This is a genomic window from Bradyrhizobium sp. IC4059, from assembly GCF_020193615.1.
Taxonomy (GTDB): domain Bacteria; phylum Pseudomonadota; class Alphaproteobacteria; order Rhizobiales; family Xanthobacteraceae; genus Bradyrhizobium; species Bradyrhizobium yuanmingense.
On sequence record NZ_JADYVH010000008.1, the window covers coordinates 302,090 to 327,452 of the forward strand.

The following is a 25,363-nucleotide window of genomic DNA, read 5'->3' on the forward strand; positions in this document are numbered from 1 at the left end:
TCAGGCAGATCCTCTCCCGGCGGACGACTGTTGAGCAATCTGTAGAGCGGCAATCCAGGCTTGGCCAAGGCTCAAACCGCCATCACTGGGCGGCAGCCGCCGCGGCACCAACGGTGTAAGACCGGCAGCGCTGCAACCGCGCGGGATCTCGTCCGCGAGCACCGCGTTCAGGAAGCAGCCCCCGCTCAGAACGACGGTGTTGACGCCGGTTGTCCGCGCGGCGCACGTGACCCAGTCGACGCAGGCGGCGACGAAAGTGCCATGAAACAGCCCGGCTCCGCCTGCGGCGTCAATGTCATCAGCAATCAACCGCGAAAATAGCGGATGAAGCGACAGCACGCCGCCATCGATCGTCCAGCCGGCTTCGAGAATCGCTGCCCGCCGCACCAGCGCTTCGAGCTTCATCGCTGCTTCGCCCTCATAGCTCTGCAAATGCCCAATCCCGAGCAGCGCCGCTGCCGCGTCGAACAACCGTCCCGCACTGGTCGTGGTGATCCCGCCCGGCTGATCGAGCAAGTCCGACACATACGCGGCTTGCCGTTGTGCCGCAAAACGCTGCCCGATTTCGTTGCCCCTGCCGAGCCCGTGTAAGACTGAGCTCGCCATACGCCACGGCTCGCGGGCTGCACGATCTCCACCAGGCATCTGCAGAGGCGCTAAGTGCCCGATGCGACGGGACCACGTCCCTTCGCACAACAATAGTTCGCCACCCCAGTTACCGCCGTCGGAGCCGAAGCCATGGCCATCGAGCACCAGGGCAAGCGCTGGTCCCACATGCCCATGCTCGGCGATCACTGCGGCAGCGTGTGCGTGGTGATGCTGGACCGCGATCAGCGCGCGAGCATTTGCTTGCGCAAAGCGGGTAGAAGCCATATGGGGATGCAGATCATGGGCGAAAGCGACAGGTTCCACGTCAAGGCTCGATGTGAGGTGTCGGATCGTCTTCTCGAACGCACGGATGCCTTCGGCCGTATTTAGATCGCCAATATGCTGAGAGACGAACGCTTGGTTGTCCCGGGTGATGGTGACGGTCGATTTCAGTTCGCCGCCGACGGCGAGCACGGGCGGGACGGATCTCGCAAGCCGGATCGGCTCGGGAACATAGCCACGGGCACGACGAACGAATTGCGGCCGGCCAGCCACCACCGAAACCACGGAATCATCAGCACGCGTCAAGATATCGCGATCATGGGTCACGACAAGATCGGCGATTCCCTTGAGCCGCCGCAGCGCCTGCGCGTTGTCAATCAGGAGCGGTTCGCCGCAAAGATTGGCACTGGTGGCCACCATGACCGGGCTAGACCCCGCACGTGCACCTGGCGAGCGAAGCGCATGGAAGATGAGGTGATGCAGCGGCACTACGGGCAGCATGATACCAACTCGCGATAAACCAGGTGCTATGGCGGGCGCCAGATTGTTGCGCGATGGCAGGAGGACGATGGGACGTGCTACGGATTTTAGCAGCGCTAGCTCGGGCGCGTTCGCCTCCGCGATCTCGCTGACGCGCTCGACGGAGTCGACCAAAACCGCGAACGGCTTCTGAAGGCGGTGCTTTCTCCTGCGCAAACGCTGCACGGCATCCTGATTACGCGCATCGCAAAGAAGCTGGTATCCGCCCAGCCCCTTTATCGCCACGATCTGCCCCCGCGCGATTGCCGCGACAATATCGCTGATCCCATGGCTGAGCCGAGGACCGCATGCTGGGCACGCGATCGCCTCCGCGTGAAACCTGCGGCTTGCCGGATCGGCATAGTCAGCCGCGCACGCGGCGCACAAACTAAAAGCCCTCATCACAGTGTTGCGGCGATCGTACGGAAGCCGTTCGGCGATGGTGTAGCGTGGGCCGCAATGGCAGCAACTGATGAAGGGGTAGAGGTAATGCCGATTTTCTGGATCGAATAGCTCTTTGAGGCATTGCTGGCAGACCGCGGCGTCAGCGACGATCTGCGTTGACAATTTGCCGGCTTCGCTCGCACCGATCGAAAAGCCCTTCGCTGCGAGCGCCGTAGTCTCGCGAACGCAGATGTCGACTATGCGTGCCAATGGAGGCGCCTCGAGCGGCAACGTGGCGACAAACTCCGAGGCGCGGTGGCCCTCAACCTCGATGATAACCCCCTCAGGGCCATTGATGACAAACCCCGCCAATCCGTACCGAACGGCAAGTCCATAGACGTAAGGACGAAAGCCGACCCCCTGCACTGCCCCACTCACGACCACGCGCAGCCGTGTTCCGTCGCAGGTGGCTGCGGCGCTCATTGCCCTTTGTCCTCGAACGCGTGCCTCTGACGGCCCGCCTGTCTATCGATCCAGGCGTAGAGCGCGGCAAAGCCTTCGCCAGTCCGAGCCGAAACTACAATCACGTCGATCTTTGGGTTGACCCGTCTGGCGTATTCGATGGCCTTGTCCACATCGAATTCGAGCAGCGACGCTAGATCAATCTTGTTAATCACCATGAGCGACGAAGCGGCAAACACATCAGGATATTTGAGCGGCTTGTCTTCACCTTCAGTAATCGAGAACACTACGATTTTGCAGGTTTCGCCAAGATCGAAGGCAGCGGGACAGATCAGATTACCCACGTTCTCGATGAAGAGAATACCGCCCGAGAGCAGCGGCAGGCAGCGATAAGCCTCGCCGATCATTGCAGCGTCGAGATGACAATTCTTGCCGGTATTGATTTGAACGGCTGGGACGCCGGCGGCCTGAATACGTTTGGCATCGTTCGAGGTCTGCTGGTCCCCTTCGATGACCCCGACCCACCGGCTGCGCTTGAGCTCGGACACCGCGCGGACGAGCAGTGTCGTTTTGCCAGCACCGGGGCTGGACAATAGATTAAATACAAGCAGGTCATCGGCTACGAAGAGCGCGCGATTGTTCGCCGCAATTCCATTATTCTTGTCCAGAATATCGCGCTCAATCTCAACGAGCCGCTTTGTGCTCTTGCCACAGCCCCTCAAATCAGGCGGATCGACGCCGCTCGGACGCGCCTGCGCGTTATGCGGCTGGTGATTGGCTGAGCGAGGAGAGCGATTATAGCTATCACCAGGATGGTTTGACGGCGGCGGCCGTCGCTCGCCCGGTGGAAGGGTAGAATGGCAATCTCGATCGTCCTGAAGGGATCGCTCATGCATCTCCGCATCATTCGGCTCGGCGCGTTTTGTGGACGGCGTCCCTTGGTGGCAGCCGCAAACAGTACACATCAATCGATCTCCAGCTCTTTCACGCGCATCTGTTCGCCCGCGGTCACCTGCAGGTGATAGCTGCCGCAGCAAGGGCAGCACTCACCGCGCCGAGTAATTTCGACGCTCTTCGAACAGCTCATGCACCAGGCAACGCCTGGCAGTTCGACGATGTTAAGAGCCGCGCCCTCGGCAATGGTCCGCCTTGCAGCGGCAGCAAAGCAGAACCTGATCGCTTCAGGCGCCGCATGACTCAGCGCTCCCATCTCCAGACAGATGCTCCGCACCCGCGAAGAGGATCGCTCGTGTACCTTCTCCTCGACGATCTGAATGATGCCAAGACAAATCGCCATTTCATGCATCGCGAACTTCGCTAAGGTTGAGGGTCAACGCGACGCACGGATCGAGCGATGCAATCACCGCATGAACTGCATCTTCGCGTCTTCGAGCCGTCAGCACCGCGCCTTGCAGGTTCCGTACAAGCGGTCCGCGCCGGTGGAAATTCCACTCCGTCGGCGCAAGGAATTCGAAGCGGGATATTCGGCCCTGAGCATCGAGTTCAACCGCGTGGTAGAGACGGCCCCTAGCGCATTCGACCGCGGCCGCTGCACGGCGCGGCCCTAGCTTATATCTTTCGATGATCCCATGCTCCGCGGCACCAATCTGAGCGCCGGCCTTGAGCCAGGCACATAGCCGGAGGATTTCATTAATTCTGGCCATCAGCCGCTCGGCCGCACCGAAGGGTCCCAGCGGGAGCCGATCCCGGCTGACCTGGCGCGCCCATGGACCCGTCTCGGGCACATGTCCGTCAACATCGGGACAATAGCAGAACGTCGAGTCATCTCCGAGCAACCGTTTCGTGATGTTGAGGTCGTCAGCAACAGACAGGAATGAGTGCCCCGCCGGGATTGACTTCACGTCGACGTCATTAAGCGCCGCAACGCGAAGCGCCAGCGGGCTACCAGACCTCAGCGCCTCCCCCTCATGTAGACCGAGCGCGGCCAGCGCAGCGACAATCCGCGCGGTTGCTTCGCGTTGAGCGGAGCTCCAGGCTGGCTGTGCGGAGCGGACAAACGCTGACAGTTCCGACATCAGGGAGCGGATTGCTGCCGCACTGGCGACATCTAACGTAAGATGTCCGACAAAAAGGCTCCGTGCCAAATCCGCGATGCGCTCAGTAACGATAAGTGCAATCCGCTGCTGCCTTGTTGCGCGGGTGATCACTTCGTCGCGCGCCGTCTCGAGGGCGGACAATAATGCAGTTTTCTGCGCAGCGACACACAACGCGAAAAGCCGCGGCAGCACGGTCAGCACTGTCGAGGGCTCCTTTCCGGCGAACACCCGCGCCAGCGGTGGCCGGACTCGCGGCAGGATCTCGACCGAGGCGACTACGTCGGCAGCTAGCAATATGTGGACATCGATTTTGTTGCGGGCAACAAGGCTCATGCGCAACACTCCGCCATCATCCCGCGCAAGCTATAGTCCATGCGCATGCGCCGTCTGCGGGATCCCACCCGATGCCGAATGCCCGACGTCTTCATGTGAAGTACGCCTCGATAATTTCCTGCATGCGCTCGGCTGAGTCCTGGAAATCCTCATCGGCAGCCAACGCAACAATCGGCACGCCGCCGATCTCCAGCGTATCAAGGATGATGTCGTCCGTAGAATTGAAGAACTGCACGGACCAGACATTCCTGATCCCGGTCGCCTGCACTCGGCAGGTGCCGTAGCCGTGCAACATGAGTTGGACCGGTCCATTGCCCAAGCTTTGCTGTAGGAATGCCAAATCCATAATGCTCATTGGCAGTGACGTCAGATTGATGACATGGGCGTGCATGCCTAATCGCCAGACCCTCGCCCGCTCGCGTATTTCGGCCAGCACCGGTTGAACGTTCATCGCGCCATTCGGCGGCATGCCGATCACAAGATCGGCGGACGTCAGGTCAGTTGCGGCACGCCGAACAATCTGCGGAATCGACCCGACCTCAACATATTCATGCGCGGGCTCGGTGCCGATGCGCAAGCGCCAGATTCCCGCAAGCACAGACTCCCGGATTTGCGCCAAAGAGCCATCTGGCAGCGCAACGACGCCGGCCACCTCACCTTCTCCGAGCAATTCGTCGATCAACTTGCGTTCGCCATCGCTAAGATTTGCGAGTCCGTACAGTTGTGTCCGAGCACCGCTTCTCTGACCGCGAACGGCAGCAGCGGCGTTTGCTAACAGCAAGGTGGCGTTCGGATAGTTACTTCCACGCTCGTCCGCATCGCGCCAGGCGCCGCCGGCGAGCGCACTCATGGGGCCGGTATGGAATACATCGAGACTTGCAGAGCCAGTGGCAAGGTCGCTCGTGGCCCGGTCGGCGCCGCCGGATACAACGGAGATCGCTGGTTTCATGATACGAGGTTCCGTTGTCCGCATCGAGGGGCAATGCACTTGCCGACGCAAGTGCTGGCGGCGTGTGCCCTAATGATCGGTACGGAGATGCGGTTGATCGCAAGCAAACGGCCCGATCTCTTGCCGATCAGGCAGAGTTCATCGTGCCTAGAGCATGGGTTCGGCGTCGACGGTCTACGTCGACCGAGCCTGCCGACTCGTGTGCCATTAACGATGCGGAAAACCACTGCGCCTTGCGTGCCTTGCCGAAACCTCTTGACAACTTCAAGAAGGAAGAATGCGAGCTGGATGATCCGGAGCTCGGCCGCCGACAGCGGCATCACAGTCACCCCCACTTGAGCGTGCGCGGCTAGGCGCGCATCGACGCTGACGCCCTCCACGTCGGACGGAGGGGGTCGCGCCGAACCATGCTGCGCCGGCTGCAATTTCATCAGACGCCTTTCTCATGTTGTTCGTTTCTGCTAGCAGGCGGTTAGCAAGGCGCATGCCAATCATGCTCTGGCCGCGCCTCGCACTCGGACCAACGGCGAAGCGCCTGATATTTTCCAGGCAAACGTTACGTGCGATTGGAATTCGAACTGTGAGATCCCTTCAGTCGGCGCAAGCGAGCGGAACGGCTAGCGTAAGTGCTCCGGCAATTGTGGCTCGTGACCGATCAAGTCCGCAAAGAATCGATCGATGTCCTGGCCGTTGAGGCTGGCCTCAAGCCCGACAAGTGCTTCCGAGATCAGTCTTGCTTCATTGTCGTCCAAAACCCGCACCGCGCTGTCGATATGAACGAGCACCTTGGCGCCGACCGGTACATCGGCGAGCAGCATGACCGAGACGCGCCGCTGTTCATTGCCATACTCGCACAGCGCCGTGATACCGTCGGTCTCGGCAATCGTCATTGGCAGGCCAAGGCACATTGTCAGTCGCAGGCCGCTAGACGGGCTGCGCCCTCATCTCATAATTCGCATCGTCGATGCTGTTCGCCAACAGCCGTTCTGATGCAGGCAGCGGCGCTCCCCGCCGTTTTGCCGGCGAGCCCCACTGCGCTAGGAGCTTACAAGCCAGTTCAATCGCAGGCGCAATCTGAAAGCGCACCGGCGCGGTCAGAGGACCGCCAAAAGTCTCCAGGTCCAATGGCTGACAGCCGATGAGAGCGAGCTCTCGCGGGCGGCGGCCAAGAAAATCGGCCGCGCTCAAGACCTCCTGAAAACCGGTCTGATGCAGGCTCACTTTCTTGGCACCAGTAAACTTTGGCACTTCGCCATCTCGTACCAGCTCCAACTGCCCGGGCGGCAATCCATAGTCGATGGCATCGAACACGACCAGGCAATCGGCCTGTTCAAGAAAACTGACGAGGTAGAGTCCCTGGGTACCGCCATCGAGGACGGTGACATTATTATCGACGGCGTAGCGGCTATGAAACTCTTCGACCACTCGCACGCCGAAGCCCTCATCGGCCCACAGGATATTGCCGATGCCGAGCACGAGGATCCGTTTTTTGTCTTTCGGGTTGAGCATTCGCTTCCCGGTCAATCGCCAAACCCGCGCTCAGCCGATCTTTTGGAAAAGAAGCTGCGCCGCGATATGATGTATTCCCGGATCACCGCGTAGATGTGGACCAGCGCGAACATCACGATGACCCACAGGCCGAGATGATGCAAGGTGTGGACGTCCTGACTGTTCGGCCAGATTGAAAACACCCAGCCGAACACCTTGTACTGCCAGCTGTCAGTACCGGCACCTTGCCCATAAAGTGCAAACCCAGTGACGACCATGAACGTGATCGTCTGTGTAAACATGAAGAACATTGCGAGCTGAGCAAGGCGATCGTGCCCGGGGCGCCTGTCAGGATCCCCTGTAAGGAACGCATACCAGAGTATCTCCTGATACACCTCCCGCCAGAAGCACCCGCGCCAGAGCGGCACGCAAAAGATCTGGACGGCATGCGCATTTCCCATCAAGGCCCAGTAGATGCGCAGAAGAAAGCCAACGCTGGCCACATATCCCGCCGAGAAATGGGCAAAGCGGATATAGCCGAACAGGAAATTGCCGCTTGCCTCTCCCTTCATCGCTGGTGTGCCGGTCCCAATAAGGTAGCCGGTTAAACTTAGTACCAGAATGGCCGCCGCGTTAGCCCAATGCCACAGTCGCACCGGCGCATAAACGTAGGCGACGCCACGGCCAATGCTACGATCAGTCGGTGCAGCATCGTCGGCGGCGAGGAGCTTCCGAGCCCTATTCAGCATGGACCTAACGCACTTTGACTGAAGCCATTTCTTGGCCCTCAGGACTCATCACGTGGGTCGAGCAAGCCAAGCACGGGTCAAAGGAATGGATGGTGCGCAAGATCTCCAGGGGCCGCTGCGGATCGGCCATCGGGGTACCGATCAGCGAAGCTTCAAAAGCGCCAATATTGCCTTTGGAATCCCGAGGAGATCCGTTCCACGTCGTCGGAACGACACATTGATAATTGTCGATCTTAGCGTCCTTGATCTTGATCCAGTGGCCGAGTGCACCGCGAGGCGCCTCAGTGAACCCGTAACCCTTGGCCTCCTTACGCCAGCTTTCCGGGTCCCACCTGCTAACGTCGGCAGTTGCCGTATTGCCTGCCCTGAGCTGGACTACGAGCTTATCTTGAAAATAACGCATCTGATGCGCCGCCCACTGGCATTCGAGCGCCCGCGCCGCTGTACGGCCAAGCGTCGAGAACAGCGCAGTCAGAGGGAGATTGAGCCCCTTGAGCAGTCTCTCGGCGGGATCCTTGAACTCGGCTTTGCCTTGCGCATAACCAATGATGTATCGCGCCAACGGCCCGACCTCGACGGCGTGGCCGCGCCAGCGCGGCGCTTTGATCCAGGAATACTTGCTGCCTTCGTCGAGTTCCTTGATATCTGTCTTGCTGCCCTTGAATTCTGGCCCAAGTTCAAAGCTCGGCTCGGTGATGCCGTCCCAGGGATGCAGCCCACCGCAATCGTTGGGGTATTTATACCATGAATGCGCGACGAATTCCTGGATCTGCTCGGGATCGCCATGGTCGATCGGCAGTATCTCCTTGAGATTGCCATTAAGAATGACCCCGCGCGGCAGCTTGAGACTTTTCGCAGAACAGTCATTGGCGTTTTCGGGGATGTCGCCATAGGACATCACGCTTTTGCTCGAAAGACCACCGCCGTGGAGCCAGTCCTTATAGAACGAGCAGATTGCAGCAATGTCGGGTAGATAGACCTGCTCGACAAACTCGATCGAGCGGGCGACGATCGAGGACACGATATTCAGTCGTTCCATATTGATCGCGCCCACCGCACCGATTCCGTCGATGTTGATCGCGCAGGGTACGCCGCCGACCAGCCAGTTCGGATGCGGGTTCTTGCCACCATAGATAGCTTGGATCTTGACGATCTCCTTCTGGAAGTCGAGCGCTTCCATATAATGAGCTACCGCCATCAGGTTTGCTTCCGGTGGTAGCTTGTAGGCTGGATGCCCCCAATAGCCATTCTTGAACGGACCGAGTTGCCCTGACCCGAAGAATTTGTTGAGCCGGATCTGAAAATCTCTGAAATAGCCGGGGGATGACAGCGGCCAGGGCGAGATAGACTGCGCCAGTGCGGAGGTCGACTTGGGATCGGCGTTGAGCGCGGAAACCACGTCGACCCAATCCAACGCATGCAAGTGATAGAAATGTACGAGGTGATCATGCACGAGCAAGCACAACTGCATGATGTTACGGATCGAATTGGCATTCTCCGGAATCGTAATTCCTAGGGCATTTTCAACCGCGCGCACGGAGGCGAGCGCATGGGTGCCGGTGCAGACCCCGCAGATCCGCTCGGTGAACGCCCAGGCGTCGCGCGGATCGCGCCCGCGCAGGATGACTTCGATGCCACGCCACATCGTCCCGCTTGAGACCGCATTGCGGATTACATTGTCGGAATCGAGATTGGCTTCGACGCGCAGGTGGCCTTCGATCCGCGTCAGTGGATCGATGACGATTCGCCTGCCGGAACGATCGAGACTGAACCCATTCGGCGTCTGGACGGCCACCGTCGTGTCTCCTCAACTCGGTTTGCCTTTATCGGCCGCGCGATCCGGGTTGTGAGTCCACCGATTCACGGCGGTGACCGCCGCATGGGCAGCGACGGTTAGCCCGACCACGCCGGCAGCGGCCATGCCGATCTTGTCGGCGTTCTCCTCAATGCCGAACTGCTTGATGGTTGTAAGTCGGTCGTAAAATGACCCTTTGTCCCAGAAGCCGTCCTCGGAACAGCCGAGGCAGCCGTGGCCGGATTGAATGGGAAATGAAACGCCGCCGTTCCACCGAACGGCCGAACAGGCATTGTAGGTGGTTGGCCCCTTGCAGCCCATCTTGTACAGGCAATAGCCCTTGCGGGCGTACGTATCGTCCCACGCTTCGACGAATTGGCCAGCGTCGAAATGGGAACGCCGATAGCACTTGTCGTGAATGCGCTCGGAATAAAACATACTCGGACGTCCTTGGCGATCGAGCTCTGGAAGCTTTCCGAATGTGATGATGAAAGTCACGAGACCACTCATGATCTCTGCGATAGGAGGGCACCCGGGCACCTTGATGATGGGCTTGTTGGTGAGCACCTTATCGATTGGCGCCGCGCCAGTCGGATTGGGCTTGGCCGCTTGCACGCATCCCCAGGACGCACACGTGCCCCAAGCGATAACCGCCATGGCCTCTTCCGCCATCGACCTGAGCTTTTCAACGAACGGTTTGCCGCCGTCAATGCAGAACATGCCACCCTCCTTCAACGGTGGATTGCCTTCGACTGCGAGCACATACCTGCCTTTGTACTTGGCACGAGTTTCTTCCAGGATGGCCTCAGCCTGGTGTCCAGCCGCCGCCATGATCGTATCGTCGTAGTCGAGCGAAATCATCGACAGCAGCGCGTCTTTGATCAAGGGATGGCCCGAGCGGATAAAGCTTTCCGAGCAACAGGTACACTCGAGCCCGTGCAACCAGATGACGGGCACACGCGGCTTGGTTTCCAGGGCCTGGGCAATACTGCTTGCGGTGAGCGAACCAAGTCCCAAGCTCGCGGCCGTCACAGTACAGAATTTGTGGAAACTACGGCGCGTGATACCCTGACGTCTGATCACGCTGTAGAACGTTTCCGTTGCATCAGCCATGAAACCTTCCAAGTGAGTAGTCGTGGCCGTTACGAATTGCTGGCGGTTTAGCAAGAACCAGGCCAGCGAAGCGAAACCCTTAAGACATCAAGCGACCGCCGAGATTTGCGAAATTGTGAACCTGGCCACCTGCCAGTAGCTTTGCCATGGATCTGTCATGCTAATGGTTCAGTTGCGGAGATGTGAGCACTTGAACAAATCAGCATGAAGGTTCACCACTGCACGGAGACTAACCTACAATCGCGACACTCGTCAGCCCGATTGTCGAATAGAATTGGTGCAGTTGACGGTCACCGCAATGCGCGCTCCCAATCAGGCTTGCCGATTTCTGACCAACGAGGCGTTCAAGCTCTCATGATCGCGACTGCAGCCGTCCAAAAGCGGCCGTCGAGCGAGGAAGAGACGCCGCAATGGACCGAGCCGAGATGCGCGCCGCTGACGTTGCTTTGGGGGCTGGGTCGACTCGATCTGACTTTGGTAAAAGCGCCTCCTCGCACGTCATCGCTACGGCGCTGTGGGCAAGAGACGCGACGTTTAAAGTTATTATCTAGGAGCGTTCATCGCACAAGCCAATCGATGGCACGGCGCGACGTCTTGGCGCATCGCGACACCCACCCACTTGCAGGAGCTTCTTCGCGATAGCGGAGGCGATCGTGTCTTGAAGCATTGGTGCGATCCATCCGACGCGGATAGAAGGCAACGGCCCCTACATTCAGTCGACATCGATCCGTATTAGCAACACTGTCTGTCTGCTACCCAAAACGGATCATCGAACCTTTCGGGGGAAAGTGGATCATCGGATTATCGCGGCATAGACGATATATTGGACTTGTTCGCGGTAGTACTCCCCGGGCGCCGCCGTTCCGACCACCGCGATCAGACGCTCTTTTGGGTCGCAGAACAATTGTGTGCCGTAGGCCCCGGTCTAGGTGAACTCTCCTGGATTGCCTGGAACCGCCGCAAGCCCCCCGGCTAGCCGTACAGCCACTCCAAGCCCGAAGCCGAGGCCGGCACGGTGCGCTTCCACATTGGCGACTTTATTTTTGATCCCTGGCCCGAGGTGGTTGGAAATCATGTGGCGCACCGTCCTCGGACCAAGAATCCGCTGCCGATCGAGCTCCCCGCCGTTGAGCAGCATTTGTCCAAAGCGCACGTAGTCACCGACTGTCGCAAATGCGCATGCTCCCCCGCAGTCAAACTTCGTCTGGCTTTCGAGGAGTTCGATGTCTTGTGGCTTTCCCGTCAGGGGGTCCTCCGAAAATGGAACGCGCGAGGCGCTCGCGTTGCCATTCCGACAAATGGAAAGTGGCATCTTGCATTTTGATCGGCTTCCATAGATTGCGGGTGAGATAGCCGCCCAATCGCTGTTCGCTGACCTGTTCAATGACAGCTCCCAGCACATCGGCCGAGAAGCCGTATTCGAATTCCGTCCCCGGTTGGTGCGCTAGCGGCAGCTTGGCAATCGCTTCGATGAAAGTCTGCTTATCGCCCCTTCGGGGCGGGTCGGCGAAACCGGGATAGAGACGCGCCACTTGGTCTGAGCTGTCGGGCGCACCGTAGGTGAGTCCGGATGTGTGGCGATAAAGATCGTGGATGTAGATCGCAGAACTCTGCGTTTGAAATTTCAATGAGCCGTCATGCTGTGGCACTGCCACCTTCATGTTTTCGAATTCCGGGTAGTAATCCGTAAGCTTGGCGTGTAGAGGAAGGCGACCTTCCTCCATAAGGATGAGCCCAGCAACGGCCACCATCGGTTTGGTCATAGAAGCAAGCGCGAAGACGCATCGAGCCGCATGGGCTTCCTTTTACGGGGTCGAGTTGGCCGTACGCTTTGTAGTGAATCAGCTCGCCGTCTCTCGCGATTGCAATCACCGCGCCCGGCACGCGTTTGCTGCAATCTCGCGAGCGAAGAACTCGTCTAGCTTGGCAAGGCGCTGCTGAGAAACGCCGACCTCATCGGCCGCCGCTTCGGGCAGAGGCGCGGAGTGCACCGAATTGAGAGCGAATCCAGCGGCTGCCGTGGCGATAGCAAGCTTGTTCATTGTACCCTCGGAAGGATGGATGGGCCCAGTTTGCAAGACTGCCGCCCGCATTATCGGATGTCGGGCGGCAGTCCTAAGACGATTAGGTGCCCCTCCTGGCACAGTGTCTGTCGATGAGCGCCAAAGTGAAGATTGTCGCAAAGGCGAACATCACCATACCACCAGCAACCACACTTGCCTCACGCCAGCGCGACGCTTGGACGTAGTCTACGACGTAGGCCGACAACACCTTGGTGCGCCCAGGAATATTGCCGCCGATCATCATCACGACGCCGAATGTGCCGATCGTATTAGAAAAACCAACCACGGCGGCTTTAACAAATTCCAATCGCGCCAGTGGCGCGGTGATGGCGATGAAGGCATACAACCGCGAAACGCGCCCGGTCGTCTCCAAGGGGAAATCGCCTATCGCAACAAAGGCGTTACGGATCGGCTGCACGACCAACGGCAGCCCCGAGAGGACCGATCCGACCACGATTCCGGCGAAAGTAAAGGCCAGCGTGCGCTCGCCCCAGAAAGAGGCGAGAACGCCACCCGGTCCGTGGGGGCCGAGCAAAACGAGGACGCAAAAGCCGAGAGCCGTTGGCGGCAGCACCAGCGGCAGGGCGATCAACGTGGCCACCGCCTCGCCCGCAAAGGTCTTTGAGCGCGCTAGCCACCAAGCCAGGGGCACACCAATCAAGAGAAGGATCACGGTCGTCAAGCTGGCGAGCTCAATCGTGAGCGCAAGGGATTGCGAAATCTCTGCCCAAACCACATCCATCTGCGTCAGCCCGCCAGGGAGCGCGGGCCGACGTATCCTGACAGTGATGGCCTGCACGTGCGGCTCACGCAGCGCGGTGGCGCGAATCGCCAGTTGGTCGCGCGGCAGCTCGTGGCGGCCGCCAAATTCACGCGCTTCGTTTGTGCGAGCAAGAGCGGCATCGCAAGCCTCATCGACAACTCCTGTGGCAGGTCCGCTTCGGTTCATGCGACGGCGGCAACTTCTCATTTGTCATCAGCAATTCCTGTGCCGGGTGCGAACAGTGGCAGCTCTATGCTCAGCGAGAGAAATTCGCGTGGACGGCGACGTCACTTTGGAGTGGACCTAACACTCTGTTAGGTTTCCGGCACCTTTGTTTCCGAGCAGACAGCGACGGCCCTGCAACGAAGCGTTAGAAATTGTCAGCCGAAGAGATGCCTGTGTGGTTGGTCGACGGCTCGCCGCGCCGGTAGTGGAGCGGACCGCAGGAAGCCCGCCGTTTGGCGGCAACACGAACGGATAGCCGAGAACTCGTTGTAAGCTGCTTCTGCGACGGCGCAAAAGGCGCGAGGGGCCGCGAGCGAAGCCGGCCTCGTGACCGCCCTGGCCAATGCGGATCGTCAGCACAGGCCTGGAGACAAATGGCTTTTACGAACAATCTTGTTTTCCAAGCCGCGCTTCCATCCGGCAAATGCGTGCAATCCAAACTATCGATTTTACCGATGCCACGTGTTGTTGCATCGATCTCAGCACTGTGTGCATATCGATCACGCTAAGGCTCCCAGTCGAGACGTAACTCCGCCAATGTGCGCTACGCTGCAATTATTTTGTTCGACCTTGCGAATGCGGTCCGCGCTCGACTCAGCCAATGCCGCCCAGGCAGACGACTTGTCCACGACTAATCAATCGGCCGCAGTTTAGGCATCTGGTGCATATCTTGCTTAACGAGAATGGACAACGTAACAACACGCCTGCCTTTGGAAGGACGCGCCGGCTCCCGGAACCGTCTTCAATCGGACACGGCTAAAATGATGAGTCTCGTATGACGCTGCCGCCTCTGAAGCGCGGCGGCTCACATTCGAGTATATTCGGGAAGGAAGCGTCATGACCACCATGGCAACTGCGGCGCCTGTACGCGCGTCGCAAGCTTGGTATAAGATACTCTACGTTCAGGTGCTGATCGCGATCTTTATGGGCGCCGTGGTCGGCTGCCTCTGGCCATCTCTAGCCACCAACGACTGGATTAAGGCTCTCGGTGACGGGTTCATCAAGCTCATCAAGATGGTGATCGCGCCGATTATTTTCTGCACCGTCACATCTGGTATTGCGCATATTCAGGATGCGAAGAAAGTTGGATCCGTCGGCCTCAAGGCGCTGTTCTATTTCGAGATCGTCTCCAGCTTTGCCTTGCTGTTGGGCCTTGTTATGGGCAATCTCGTCCAAATCGGCCATGGCCTTGCGGTCAAGCCGGATGCTGCGGCGGTCGCCAATTACGTCAAGCAGGCGGAAGCTTCGAAGACCGTCGACTTTTTTCTCAACATCATTCCCGATAGCGTGGTCGGCGCCTTCGCTCGCGGGGATGTTCTGCAGGTTCTCCTGTTCGCGATCCTTTTCGGCTTTTCTCTGATGGCTCTGGGAAAGCGTGGGGAGCGGCTGCGCGGCATGATTGACGACGTCGCGCACGCAGTGTTCGGCGTAATCGCTATTGTAATGAAAGCCGCCCCGGTCGGCGCCTTCGGCGCCATGGCGTTCACGGTCGGCAAGTTTGGGCCGGCAGCACTCGGTAATTTGATCGGCCTGATCGCGCTGTTTTACGCAACTGCCGCGCTGTTTGTTGTGGTGGTGCTCGGCCTGATCGCGCGCCTCGTCGGCTTTTCAATTTTCAAGTTCCTCCTCTATATCAAAGGCGAGATTCTGATCGTGCTCGGTACTTCGTCCTCCGAAAGCGCACTGCCGCAATTGATGGAGAAGCTCGAGCGGCTGGGCTGCTCCAAGACGGTCGTCGGACTGGTGGTGCCAACTGGCTATTCCTTCAACCTCGACGGCACCAACATCTATATGACACTTGCAACATTGTTCATTGCCCAGGCACTCGGCGTCGATCTCTCCTTTAACCAGCAGCTGACGATCTTGCTTGTGGCAATGCTAACGTCGAAGGGAGCAAGCGGCGTCACCGGCGCTGGCTTCATCACCCTCGCTGCGACATTGTCGGTGGTAAACCCAGCGCTTGTGCCGGGCATGGCAATCGTGTTTTCGATCGACAAGTTCATGAGCGAGGTGCGTGCCCTGACCAACATCATCGGCAATGGCATCGCGGCCGTGTTCGTATCCTGGTGGGAAGACGAGCTAGAGCACGGAACGCTGCAGGCTCGGCTCAACCAGCCCGCAGTTTCGACCACTATCGACCCTACAAGCACAATGAAGTAGGTCCCCGGATCTTAACCGCCACCAGCCGAACCCGAATTGAATGCAAGATTCACACTTCTTGTACTTCGAATCGGCCAGGCCAAGTTAAGGCAAGCCGGCACTTTCTCGTGCGCTCTCCAGTGCACAGCTCTTGCTCCCGCGTCGCGGCCAGGCAGCTCCCCCTGAAAAGCACGCGATCAAAGAAGTGCGGGCTTCTTCAGGGCGCCTCTTTGCCGGTCAAGGCGACCGTCCACCGGAATGCGGCGAGTCGCCCACGGCACCGTCGGCTCGGTGTCATGTCGGCGCTCGATCCCACCGAAACCAATTGGAGACGACCTCCGCAGCTAGGCTGATGGCCTAATCGCCAGGTAGCACTCGCGCAACTTGGCCTTCCTGTCTCAACACATGACGGTTGCGCTTTCCTCCGCAGGACCGACTGTGCCGGCGAGATGAGTGGTTCGCCCGCTTATTTCTGCTCGTCAGGCTCGAGCGACTGCCGTAAGGCCATCGTCAAGGGGAGCAAAGCAGACGTTTCAGCTTCGACTGCCGCACGGTCAGCGACCCCTCATCGAAAAGTTTAGGACAACTATACGTACGTTTATGATGCGTTTTTTCCCCGCACGTGCTGAGTTCGGCCGCAGGTGATCAATCTCGGACACGCTCGATCCAAGCGTCGAGGATTGCCCCATTTTTGCCTAGAATGCTATAGCTCTCCCGCCGGAGAACAGGCCGGACGGTCTCAAAATGTCTATCCAGATCAGCAGTCTTAAACGTTCAGCCCCTCAGTTGACCTTCGGCGGTATAACGCTAGCCGCTGTTACATTGAGTTGCGTATACCTTAAAGCCCATTTCGCCGCGACGGCGTTCGCCTATTTGTTAGTAGTCTTGCTATTCTCGTTGATGGGCAGCTTCATCGCGTCATCCGCGCTTTGCATCATGGCAATCGCTGCTCTCGCATACTACTTTGCGCCGCCCGCGTTCAGCCTACAAATCGATGACCCCCGCGATCTTCCAGTGGTTGTCGCATTCTTTATTGTCTCGATCGTAGGAACGTACTTGATCGGAAAGCTCCGCCAGGAAAGAGAGGCTGCGCGTGTGGCTGCGGTCAAGCTTCAGCGGAGTGCGGCGGATTTGGAGGATCGTGAAAAACGGTGGCGAGCAATCTTCGAGCACAATCCGGCCATGTACTTCATGGTCGATGAAGCCGGCACTGTCCTTAACGTCAATACATTCGGCGCGACCCAACTCGGCTATGCTCCTGCAGAACTGATCGGCCACTCCGTGCTCTGCATATTTCTTGAGGAGGATCGCGCATTCGTTCACAAATGCATTCGGGCGTGCCTTGAGGATATTGGACAATCGCGCACGTGGGACGTCCAGAAAGTCAGGAAGGACGGCTCCGTATTGTGGGTACGTGAAAACGCCAAGGCCATGCTTTGGGCCGACGACCGGCCCATTGTCCTTATCGCCTGCGAAGATGTCACGGAGCGAAAGCAGACGGAACTTGCCCTGCAGCGGAGCGAAGCGCATTTGGCTCAAGCGCAGGAGTTGAGTCATACAGGCAGCTTCAGCTGGAACGCCACCACCGGCGAGGCGTTCTGGTCAAAGGAGACATTTCGGATTTTCCAATTAGATCCTCAAACGACTCCCTCGCCGCAGCTTGTCGTTGATCGCACTCACCCAGATGATCGGGCTTCGGTTAAACAGGTTATCGATGGAGCGATGCGGGATTTGAGCGATTTCGAGCACGAGTATCGATTGCTGCTACCAGACGGCTCTGTGAAGCACATCCATGCGAAGGCACGACTCACGAGAACCGCTTCTGGTGAAATCGAGTTTGTCGGGGCAGCTACCGATATTACGACAGCGAGGAGAGCAGAACAGCAGTTGCGTCGCAGCGAGGCCTATCTGGCCGAGGCCCAGCATCTCACCCACACAGGCAGCTGGTCCTGGGACGTCCATGGTCTAGATTTCGTGTATCGCTCCGCGGAAGTTGATCGACTGTTTGGCTTTAACCCACAAGAGCCGGTATCGATAGAGACCATTCGCTCGCGCATCCATCCGGAAGACTTGCCGCGGTTACAGGAGGTGCAGCGCCAGGCGAGAGAAAAGGAGCAGGAGCGGTTCGAATATGACTTCCGTGTTCTTCTGCCAGATGGCGGGATAAGGCGCATACACTCCGTTGCGCATGTTGTCGTCGCTAGCGATGGTAAGATCAGCGAGCTGATTGGAACACATATGGATGTCACCGATCAACACGCAGCTAGGGAACGCCTGGAAAACACACTTGTCGCGCTGCGCGAAAGCGAACAGCGCTTTCGCGACTACGCCGAGACAGCTTCCGACTGGCTCTGGGAGACCGGTCCAGATCATCGGGTCACTCGCTTATCCGAGCACACCAGCACTGCAGGAATTTTGGCCACAGGATTGATAGACCTGCTTCGCTGGGAGATCGCGTGCGACGTCGAAGACGAGCCCGAAAAGTGGCGGCAGCATCGGGCGACGTTGCAGGCGCATCAGCCGTTTCGGGATCTCGTCTACCGCACAGTGAATAGGATGGGATCTCCGATCTACGTCCGCACGAGTGGCAAACCTTTCTTCGACGGAAACGGCAATTTTCTGGGCTACCGTGGCGTCAGCACTGACATTACAGCCATTATTCGCGCCGATCAGGCCGAACAAGACCTGCGAAAGGCACAGGCGGAGCTTGCCCATGTGACGCGTGTAACGACGTTAGGAGAACTGACAACCTCCATCGCCCACGAGATAAACCAGCCACTCGCCGCTATTCTCACGAACGCCGATGCGTGCCTCGGATGGATGGCTCGCGAAGCTCCTGATCTTGCCGAAGCGCGCTCTTCAGTGGAATGGATCATCGAAGACGCGATCCGGGCAAGCGAGGTGATCCGTAGTGTTCGCGCACTCGCGAAGAAAGGCGAGATTGAGATGGTGCCGCTAGACATTAATGATGTCGTCAGGGACGTCATTGCGCTGGTAACACGAGAGCTGGTGAGCCACCGGGTGACGTTGCGAACTGAGTTGACGGCCGTGCTGCCTAGGATCCTCGGTGATCGAATTCAGCTACAACAGGTGATCATCAATCTGGTAATGAACGGAATCGAGGCGATGGACGCAATTACAGACCGGCCGCGCGAACTTCTGATTCAATCATCCAAGGACGATCTGGGGCGCGTGCAGCTTGCCGTGGCCGATTGCGGCGTCGGGATCGCTGAGAAGGACGCTGACCACGTCTTGGATCCCTTCTTCACCACCAAGTCGAGTGGCCTTGGAATGGGACTTTCGATCTGCCGTTCTATCGTGGAAGCTCACGGAGGGCGGCTATCGTTTCTTCAGAAAGATGAACCGGGCGCGACCTTCCAGTTTGTACTGCCCGTGCATAAGGAGGCCATCCAGTGACAGGACCATTTGACTCGCCAGGTGAGGGTAGCAGTGCGGAGGCCTCGACGAAGGCGATCGTCTTTGTCGTTGAGGATGACATCTCCGTGCGCCGCTCGCTTACTAACCTTTTTAAACAGGTAGGATTGGAGGTCGTTGCGTTCGGATCGGCCCGGGAAATGCTGCAGAGCACAATTCCGGACGTCACAAGCTGTCTAGTTCTTGATGTCCGGCTGCCAGGCCTGAGCGGCCTCGAATACCAGACCGAGCTGGCCAGGTTGAACATACACATCCCGATCATTTTCATCACCGGTCATGGCGACATTCCCATGACCGTCAGGGCCATGAAGGGAGGTGCGGTCGATTTTCTCAGCAAGCCCTTCCGCGATCAGGAACTGCTTGATGCTGTGGTTGCGGCGACCGAACGCGATCGCAAAAGACGGGAAGCTCAGCGAACCGTCGCGAACCTGCAGTCTTTATTTGAGACCTTAAGCCCGCGAGAGCAGGGGGTGATGAAACTGGTCACGGCCGGCCTGATGAACAAGCAGGTAGCCGCCGAACTTGGGCTCGCCGAGATTACCGTCAAGATCTACCGGGGTCACGTAATGAAAAAGATGCGTGCCCGGTCGCTCGCCGAGCTGATCAGAATGAGCGAGACGCTGGGGCTTCGTGCAAATCGTCCTGAACAAACGCAAGTATGATTTTACAGCTTCATCTCTCCAGCCCATCTTTCGCCGAAGGTGGCTAGTGCTTTGGCAGCCGCTATTCCCGCGCCAGGAGGGCTCATCTTGTCCACGCCTTTGATTTCCGTCGTTGACGACGACGCCTCAGTCCGTGCGGCGACAGGGAACCTCTTAAAATCGCGTGGCTACCTCGTGCAGATATTTGCTTCGGCCGAGGCGCTCCTGCAGTCGCCGCAATTGAACGAGATATCCTGTGTCATTACCGATGTGCAGATGTCGACGATGAGCGGGCTGGAGCTGCTGGAACAGATGCGGACGCGTGGTTACGAAGCACCTTTCATTTTCATTACCGCTTTTCCCAGCGAGCGTGTGCGCACGTCAGCCCTGGACGCGGGAGCAATTGGCTTCCTCGCCAAACCATTTGGCGGACAAGAGTTACTTAAGTGCCTCGACAGCGCACTGAAGGCACGTGGCGCCCGGGGCGATATCTGATTCCAACCTGCAGCTTGAGTTCATGTCCGATCTAAACGCTCGTGGGCGACAATCACGCCACCTTGCAACGTCTTCGCAGTCCGAACCCGGGCTTACTGTAAATATGCTAGCGGCCAGCAATTTCTTGCCCGTCCACGCTTTACGGATATGGGAGGCTGCAGAACAGACTATCCTGCGAGAGACGCTGGCACGCCAACTCGACTGATTCCACGCCAACGCTCATCGTAACGCTGACCCAGAGCCGTCGTTGCGCTAAAGCACTTCTTAGCTCCATCTGGAGCGAGGCTATATATTCCATTGCAGAGTGCCGAGATGGCCCGGCAAGCACGAGATTGGCTGTGCAGCCCCACGGCGGTGACGATGACAATGGAGCTTCGCTCAGCAGCGGCCCATGTATTGGGTATCCCTCTTCTGGTGAGAGCGTTCTGCACTATGCTCGTGCTCACCGCATCGTTACGTCCGTTGACGCTTGCGGGGCCCGGCTTGTCCGTTGGGCGGCCGCTTCGCTGTACATTGTTGCGACTGACTATCGTCAGGCGCCCACGCCATTATTTCTTCGCAAGCTTCATCTGCGGAAGAGTTGTGGTCCCAGCCGTCCAACGTGCTGGCGCCACACGTGCCGGCCCCTCGGCCGGCCCCGGGGTCACAACAGGTCGTCGCCGCAGGCGAGCATTCTCAGCAATAGGCTTGTACAAGAAGCCCTACTTCCCAGGCGCGACAATCAGCAACTGCTAAGCCAAAGGAGAACTGAGGAGAGAGCATTCTGAGTCAAACGAGGAACTCTGAGCTAAACGCCGACGCCGCCGCAGAGAAGTGCGGAGCAGGCTAGATCGATTTCTTCCACGAGGCCAAATGCCGGTAATTCCATGGTCACATGAAATCATCCTCATAATCGTATGTTGAAGCACTCGCTGGCATCTCGACTTTACGGTCTTGGCTGTCGTCAGCTTTGCGAAGATACCGCGAAGCGGTGCCTTCTCGCTGCCACTTGCCGTCGCCATTCCTCACCCACTTGTCTGACTTCACTGGGTCGAGAACCATGTTATCGGCGTCAACCTCAACGAACCCCATCTTTGCAGCACGGGCTCTTGCCTCCGGATTAGCCGGACGCAAATTCAGCAGTGGCCGTTCACCGGCCATTCCAAGTTGATGCTCGAGCAGAATATCGCCGGCGTTCTCGACAAGCGGATGAACGACCTGGAGATCTACAGTTCCGGTCGTCCCAGGTCGCCCGGGAAACAGCTCCTGCCACTTTTCCACGTCGAAATTCGTCATGCTGTCGCCCCCTTCCATTCGAAGAAGACCGACACTCTTGTTTCCTAATTGATAGCTGAAGTATCGCGCATTTACAGAATCTTGAGTTGTTCCATACTCCTCAGCAACCTCTGCAGTTCGCGCCGCTTTCTGAGAGACGAAGTCCGAATATTCTTGTGGGTTATCGGCGATTTTCCTGATTTCGTCGCTGTGATAGCCCTCTGCTGCTTTTCTGAACGACCTCTTATCGATCTCTACGACAGGCGGGCTTGAATCAAGCCAATAGGGCCGTGCTGCCGAAGACGAAGTGCCGCTGGAGTTTGGCGGGGCTAAGCGCAGTTGCCGAAACGCATCCGCGAAAGTGTCTGCGTCGTTTTGCTCATCAGCCTCGTCAAGGGGAGAGGATGTGAAATAGGACGAGCCATTGATCCGATTATACATGGCAATTGGTACTCCGGTCAGACATGCAGTTTCCACGTCTAGTTCAGGCTTGCTAGGCCATGCGGCGCAGATAGGGACTCGGGCTTACCAAAACCTGACGTGATGCTGCTGGCCGCCCTCACGTTAGCGGACACAGGACCTGCTTCTAATGGAACGGCGGCGCGCTCGCCCATTGCCATTCACTAGGTCGGATGAGAAGCGAGCAGTGCGAGGATCCGCCTCCGTTGGGAACGGTCGATTGACCATTCACCTGCGGACGCCAATCAGATCCTTCCCATAGATCGCGATACTATGCAGAACGGCATTGTAGAGCGCGTGCTTCATGACGACTGCATCGCGACCGTTCAATCCCAGCATACGGCTTGGAGCATCATTAGGCCAACAAGCCTGGAACTCTTGGCATCCTGTGGCGGATTGCAATGCCTCCTGAACGGCTTCGCCAGCACATTGCAAGCCCAGAGGCATCCCGCGCCGCCGCTAGGGTGACCAATCCTACTACACCAAGGCGGGCTGACGGTAGTATCGGTTGAGGTTGCACGACCGCACGGCGGCTACCAGCGACTTCGGATTGGGAACTCGTCGAGATCCATCTCGATACCAACACTGCAGCCTCATTCCACAGTGACCGATTTTGCGAGATTACGCGGCTGATCGACGTCCGCGCCGCTTACGACGCCGGTATGGTAAGCCAAGAGCTGGACCGGAATGGCATAGACCATCGGCGTAAAGCTTGCGACCATTGTCGGCAGAACGATGGTCACGAGCGTGTCCACCGTCGCTTCCGAAGCGCCCTTCGCATCGGTGATCAGGATGATCTTGCCGCCCCGAGCCGCCACTTCTTGCATGTTCGAAATGGTCTTCTCGAAAACGCCGTCGTAAGGTGCGATCACCACCACAGGCATAGCCTCATCGACGAGTGCGATCGGCCCGTGCTTGAGCTCGCCGGCGGCATAACCTTCTGAGTGGATATAGGAAATTTCCTTCAGCTTGAGCGCGCCCTCCAACGCCAGAGGCGCCGATGTGCCACGACCGAGGTAGAGTGCGGCCCTAGCGGCGGCGATATAGCGCGCGAGCTTCTCAATCTGCGGCTCGACCAACAAGGCCGCAGCAATCAACCGCGGCATCTCGATGAGCTCTTGCACGAGCTTCGATTCATCGATTTCAGACAGCTTGCCTCGCTCTCTCCCTGCTGCGATGGCAAGCACCGCCAGTACCATCAGCTGGCAGAGGAATGCCTTGGTGGAAGCGACGCCGATTTCTGCCCCCGCCAGCGTCGGCAGAACGGATTCGCTCTCGCGCGCAATCGTCGACGTCGGGACATTAACGACAGATATCGTGTGCAGGCCCTGGCCCTTGGCGTATCGCAACGCAGCTAGTGTGTCGGCCGTCTCGCCCGATTGCGAGATGACGATCGCGAGATCGCCCCGGCGCAGAGGCGCCTCCCGGTAGCGGAACTCAGAGGCTACATCTATCTCGACAGACAAACGCGCCAGCCGCTCGAACCAGTATTTCGCGATGTGGCCAGCGTAGCTTGCCGTGCCGCACGCAGTAATTGAAATGCGCTCAATGGAATTGAAGTCGAACGGCAACGCGACCGGCAGCGCTACCCGTTTGGCCGCCACATCGAGATAATGCGCCAATGTCTTGCCGACAACTGTCGGCTGCTCGTGAATTTCCTTAGCCATGAAGTGGCGATAATTCGCCTTGTCCGCAAGGAGAGACGATACATCAGACTTTGATGTTTCTCGTGGGACGACAGAGCCGTCTGTACCATAGATCACGCACGTCGCGCGTGTAAGCACGGCCCAGTCACCGTCCTCAAGATAAGTAATGGTATCGGTCAAAGGCGCGAGCGCGAGCGCATCAGATCCTAAGTACACTTCACCGTTACCATGTCCGATCGCAAGGGGCGACCCTTTGCACGCACCGATCAAAAGGTCGTCGTGCCCCTTGAAAAGGAATGCCAACGCGAAGGCACCGCGCAAGCGCGGCAACGACGCCTGCACCGCATCCTGCGGTGAGTAGCCATTTTTGAGGTAGAATTCGACGAGATGCACCACAACTTCGGTGTCCGTCTCTGAGTAAAACTCGGCTCCATTTCGTTCCAGCTCCGCTCGCAGCTCGCGGAAATTCTCAATGATCCCGTTATGCACGACCGCGACATTATCCGTCGCATGCGGATGAGCATTGCTCTCGGTCGGCTTTCCATGAGTCGCCCAGCGGGTGTGACCGATGCCGCTTTGACCTGCAGGGGGACTGTAGCTCAACTGCTCCTCAAGGTTTCTCAGCTTACCTTGAGCGCGGCGGCGCTCGATACGGAGACCTTCGAGAGTCGCGAGACCCGCTGAGTCGTAGCCTCGATATTCCAGTCGCCTGAGCGACGCGACCAACTGCCCAACGACCGGACCACGTCCCAAAATGCCAATAATTCCACACATATTATCCATGCAGCCCAAGTTCGAGGAGTCCGGCGTCCGCGCTATAGGAGCCCCGTGATAGAACTCGCTTGCCCGATAACAACGGGCTTCAAGTTCGGAATCTTCCGCGGCCGTCTTTATCGCATCCCCGTTCGCCCGCGTGATTTAGATCTCTTTCAGCCATCATTGTTCGTCGGCTTCATTCCACCCTTTAGCTAGCTAGTCGAATGACGCTGCGACGGGATCGCCAACGCCGTGACCGCCTGGACGAGAGCCAAACGTGCAGTAGCGCCTGCACGGCGACGTCCAGCTTGGCACAAACAGCCTCACCCTTACTGATGAGCCACCTCACGACTCTCACTTCTAAGTCTCCAAAAAGAAATGAGCAGCGATACTGGCCTACCGGATGAAGTTGATGCGGCAACAACTGCGTCGATGCTCAGGATCGACTCCTCGATGGGGGTCACGTTTCGTCTCGGCTTCTCTCCATTTCAGGCAGAAAAAAGAACGCTGCCCACATCCTCTACATGGTCTGCTGGTGATATACCTGCGCAGCAGCTCTAGCTTGAATTGTCCAGTTCTCCCGGGAACAAATTTCCGGCGCGGGCTTTAAGAGACTTGTCATACTCGGACTGAGGCAACTTACGTTCGGTGAAGATTAAAAGATCGGCGTCGAAGCTCCATTGTACTAACGTAAACTTTCGATATCGAAACGTTCGACGGTCTATACCAACGTTTGCCAGTCCCTTTGTCTTGCATCGGCTGTGCATC

Annotated in this window: 17 protein-coding genes and 1 pseudogene; 4 read left to right on the plus strand and 14 right to left on the minus strand. The window is 58.2% G+C overall.

Features of this window, described 5'->3' with window-relative positions; all coding sequences use genetic code 11:
* The 12 genes and pseudogenes from hypF to I6F12_RS25490 form a co-directional block, all read right to left on the minus strand.
* Positions 1-2,256: a carbamoyltransferase HypF gene (gene hypF, locus I6F12_RS25435; RefSeq protein WP_225157490.1), complete on the minus strand. Its 2,256-nt coding sequence runs from the start codon at positions 2,254-2,256 to the stop codon at positions 1-3.
* Positions 2,253-3,131, minus strand: a complete 879-nt coding sequence (gene hypB / locus I6F12_RS25440) for a hydrogenase nickel incorporation protein HypB (RefSeq protein ID WP_225124673.1) — start codon at positions 3,129-3,131, stop codon at positions 2,253-2,255. The genes hypF and hypB overlap by 4 nt, the downstream gene beginning before the upstream one ends.
* Before the next feature lie 68 nt (positions 3,132-3,199).
* Positions 3,200-3,541, minus strand: coding sequence for a hydrogenase maturation nickel metallochaperone HypA (hypA, locus tag I6F12_RS25445; protein ID WP_225124674.1), 342 nt, complete (start codon positions 3,539-3,541; stop codon positions 3,200-3,202).
* Positions 3,534-4,625 (minus strand): hypothetical protein, encoded by a 1,092-nt coding sequence (locus I6F12_RS25450; protein WP_225157491.1) that lies wholly within the window; start codon positions 4,623-4,625, stop codon positions 3,534-3,536. Before I6F12_RS25450 ends, hypA begins: the two co-directional genes overlap by 8 nt.
* A 91-nt stretch (positions 4,626-4,716) precedes the next feature.
* Positions 4,717-5,574 carry a hydrogenase expression/formation protein gene (locus I6F12_RS25455; protein WP_225157492.1) on the minus strand — a complete coding sequence of 286 codons (858 nt, stop codon included), beginning with the start codon at positions 5,572-5,574 and terminating at the stop codon, positions 4,717-4,719.
* Between the two features lie 617 nt (positions 5,575-6,191).
* Positions 6,192-6,482, minus strand: coding sequence for a HypC/HybG/HupF family hydrogenase formation chaperone (locus tag I6F12_RS25460; RefSeq protein WP_035999129.1), 291 nt, complete (start codon positions 6,480-6,482; stop codon positions 6,192-6,194).
* A 16-nt stretch (positions 6,483-6,498) separates the two neighbouring features.
* Entirely contained in the window at positions 6,499-7,083 is a 585-nt protein-coding gene (locus I6F12_RS25465) for a HyaD/HybD family hydrogenase maturation endopeptidase (protein WP_225157493.1), read from the minus strand.
* An 11-nt stretch (positions 7,084-7,094) separates the two neighbouring features.
* On the minus strand, positions 7,095-7,811 hold the full coding sequence (gene cybH, locus I6F12_RS25470; protein WP_225157494.1) for a Ni/Fe-hydrogenase, b-type cytochrome subunit: 717 nt from the start codon (positions 7,809-7,811) through the stop codon (positions 7,095-7,097).
* A 4-nt stretch (positions 7,812-7,815) separates the two neighbouring features.
* Positions 7,816-9,606 (minus strand): nickel-dependent hydrogenase large subunit, encoded by a 1,791-nt coding sequence (locus tag I6F12_RS25475; RefSeq protein ID WP_225157495.1) that lies wholly within the window; start codon positions 9,604-9,606, stop codon positions 7,816-7,818.
* A 12-nt stretch (positions 9,607-9,618) separates the two neighbouring features.
* Positions 9,619-10,719, minus strand: coding sequence for a hydrogenase small subunit (locus tag I6F12_RS25480; RefSeq protein ID WP_225157496.1), 1,101 nt, complete (start codon positions 10,717-10,719; stop codon positions 9,619-9,621).
* Between the two features lie 793 nt (positions 10,720-11,512).
* Positions 11,513-12,761, minus strand: a pseudogene (locus I6F12_RS25485) (serine hydrolase domain-containing protein).
* Positions 12,762-12,843: 82 nt separating this feature from the next.
* Entirely contained in the window at positions 12,844-13,524 is a 681-nt protein-coding gene (locus I6F12_RS25490; protein WP_225157506.1) for a molybdenum ABC transporter permease, read from the minus strand.
* Positions 13,525-14,607: 1,083 nt separating this feature from the next.
* On the opposite strand from I6F12_RS25490, the gene dctA reads away from it, so the two are divergent.
* From dctA to I6F12_RS25510, 4 genes are all read left to right on the plus strand, one after another.
* The gene (gene dctA / locus I6F12_RS25495; RefSeq protein WP_225124680.1) at positions 14,608-15,930 is read left to right on the plus strand and encodes a C4-dicarboxylate transporter DctA; all 1,323 of its coding nucleotides are present in this window, start codon (positions 14,608-14,610) and stop codon (positions 15,928-15,930) included.
* 723 nt (positions 15,931-16,653) lie between these two features.
* Positions 16,654-19,326, plus strand: coding sequence for a PAS domain S-box protein (locus tag I6F12_RS25500; protein WP_225157497.1), 2,673 nt, complete (start codon positions 16,654-16,656; stop codon positions 19,324-19,326).
* Positions 19,323-20,006: a response regulator transcription factor gene (locus I6F12_RS25505; protein ID WP_225124682.1), complete on the plus strand. Its 684-nt coding sequence runs from the start codon at positions 19,323-19,325 to the stop codon at positions 20,004-20,006. Before I6F12_RS25500 ends, I6F12_RS25505 begins: the two co-directional genes overlap by 4 nt.
* An 87-nt stretch (positions 20,007-20,093) precedes the next feature.
* Complete coding sequence (locus tag I6F12_RS25510; protein ID WP_225157498.1) at positions 20,094-20,480, plus strand: response regulator; 387 nt, start codon at positions 20,094-20,096, stop codon at positions 20,478-20,480.
* A gap of 870 nt (positions 20,481-21,350) precedes the next feature.
* Here I6F12_RS25510 and I6F12_RS25515 read toward each other — a convergent pair.
* Both I6F12_RS25515 and glmS read right to left on the minus strand, forming a co-directional pair.
* The gene (locus I6F12_RS25515) at positions 21,351-22,175 is read right to left on the minus strand and encodes an Effector protein NopP (RefSeq protein ID WP_225124683.1); all 825 of its coding nucleotides are present in this window, start codon (positions 22,173-22,175) and stop codon (positions 21,351-21,353) included.
* Between the two features lie 611 nt (positions 22,176-22,786).
* Positions 22,787-24,613: a glutamine--fructose-6-phosphate transaminase (isomerizing) gene (gene glmS / locus I6F12_RS25520; protein ID WP_035999107.1), complete on the minus strand. Its 1,827-nt coding sequence runs from the start codon at positions 24,611-24,613 to the stop codon at positions 22,787-22,789.
* Positions 24,614-25,363 lie beyond the last annotated feature (750 nt).

What these genes read in the sequence shown, in the direction of transcription:
- hypF (WP_225157490.1), bottom strand. Translation starts at nt 2,256, where the DNA reads ATGAGCGCCGCAGCCACCTGCGACGGAACACGGCTGCGCGTGGTCGTG.
- dctA (WP_225124680.1), top strand. Translation starts at nt 14,608, where the DNA reads ATGACCACCATGGCAACTGCGGCGCCTGTACGCGCGTCGCAAGCTTGG.
- hypB (WP_225124673.1), bottom strand. Translation starts at nt 3,131, where the DNA reads ATGCATGAGCGATCCCTTCAGGACGATCGAGATTGCCATTCTACCCTT.
- hypA (WP_225124674.1), bottom strand. Translation starts at nt 3,541, where the DNA reads ATGCATGAAATGGCGATTTGTCTTGGCATCATTCAGATCGTCGAGGAG.
- I6F12_RS25515 (WP_225124683.1), bottom strand. Translation starts at nt 22,175, where the DNA reads ATGTATAATCGGATCAATGGCTCGTCCTATTTCACATCCTCTCCCCTT.
- I6F12_RS25500 (WP_225157497.1), top strand. Translation starts at nt 16,654, where the DNA reads ATGTCTATCCAGATCAGCAGTCTTAAACGTTCAGCCCCTCAGTTGACC.
- I6F12_RS25460 (WP_035999129.1), bottom strand. Translation starts at nt 6,482, where the DNA reads ATGTGCCTTGGCCTGCCAATGACGATTGCCGAGACCGACGGTATCACG.
- I6F12_RS25490 (WP_225157506.1), bottom strand. Translation starts at nt 13,524, where the DNA reads ATGGATGTGGTTTGGGCAGAGATTTCGCAATCCCTTGCGCTCACGATT.
- cybH (WP_225157494.1), bottom strand. Translation starts at nt 7,811, where the DNA reads ATGCTGAATAGGGCTCGGAAGCTCCTCGCCGCCGACGATGCTGCACCG.
- I6F12_RS25455 (WP_225157492.1), bottom strand. Translation starts at nt 5,574, where the DNA reads ATGAAACCAGCGATCTCCGTTGTATCCGGCGGCGCCGACCGGGCCACG.
- I6F12_RS25450 (WP_225157491.1), bottom strand. Translation starts at nt 4,625, where the DNA reads ATGAGCCTTGTTGCCCGCAACAAAATCGATGTCCACATATTGCTAGCT.
- glmS (WP_035999107.1), bottom strand. Translation starts at nt 24,613, where the DNA reads ATGTGTGGAATTATTGGCATTTTGGGACGTGGTCCGGTCGTTGGGCAG.
- I6F12_RS25465 (WP_225157493.1), bottom strand. Translation starts at nt 7,083, where the DNA reads ATGCTCAACCCGAAAGACAAAAAACGGATCCTCGTGCTCGGCATCGGC.
- I6F12_RS25480 (WP_225157496.1), bottom strand. Translation starts at nt 10,719, where the DNA reads ATGGCTGATGCAACGGAAACGTTCTACAGCGTGATCAGACGTCAGGGT.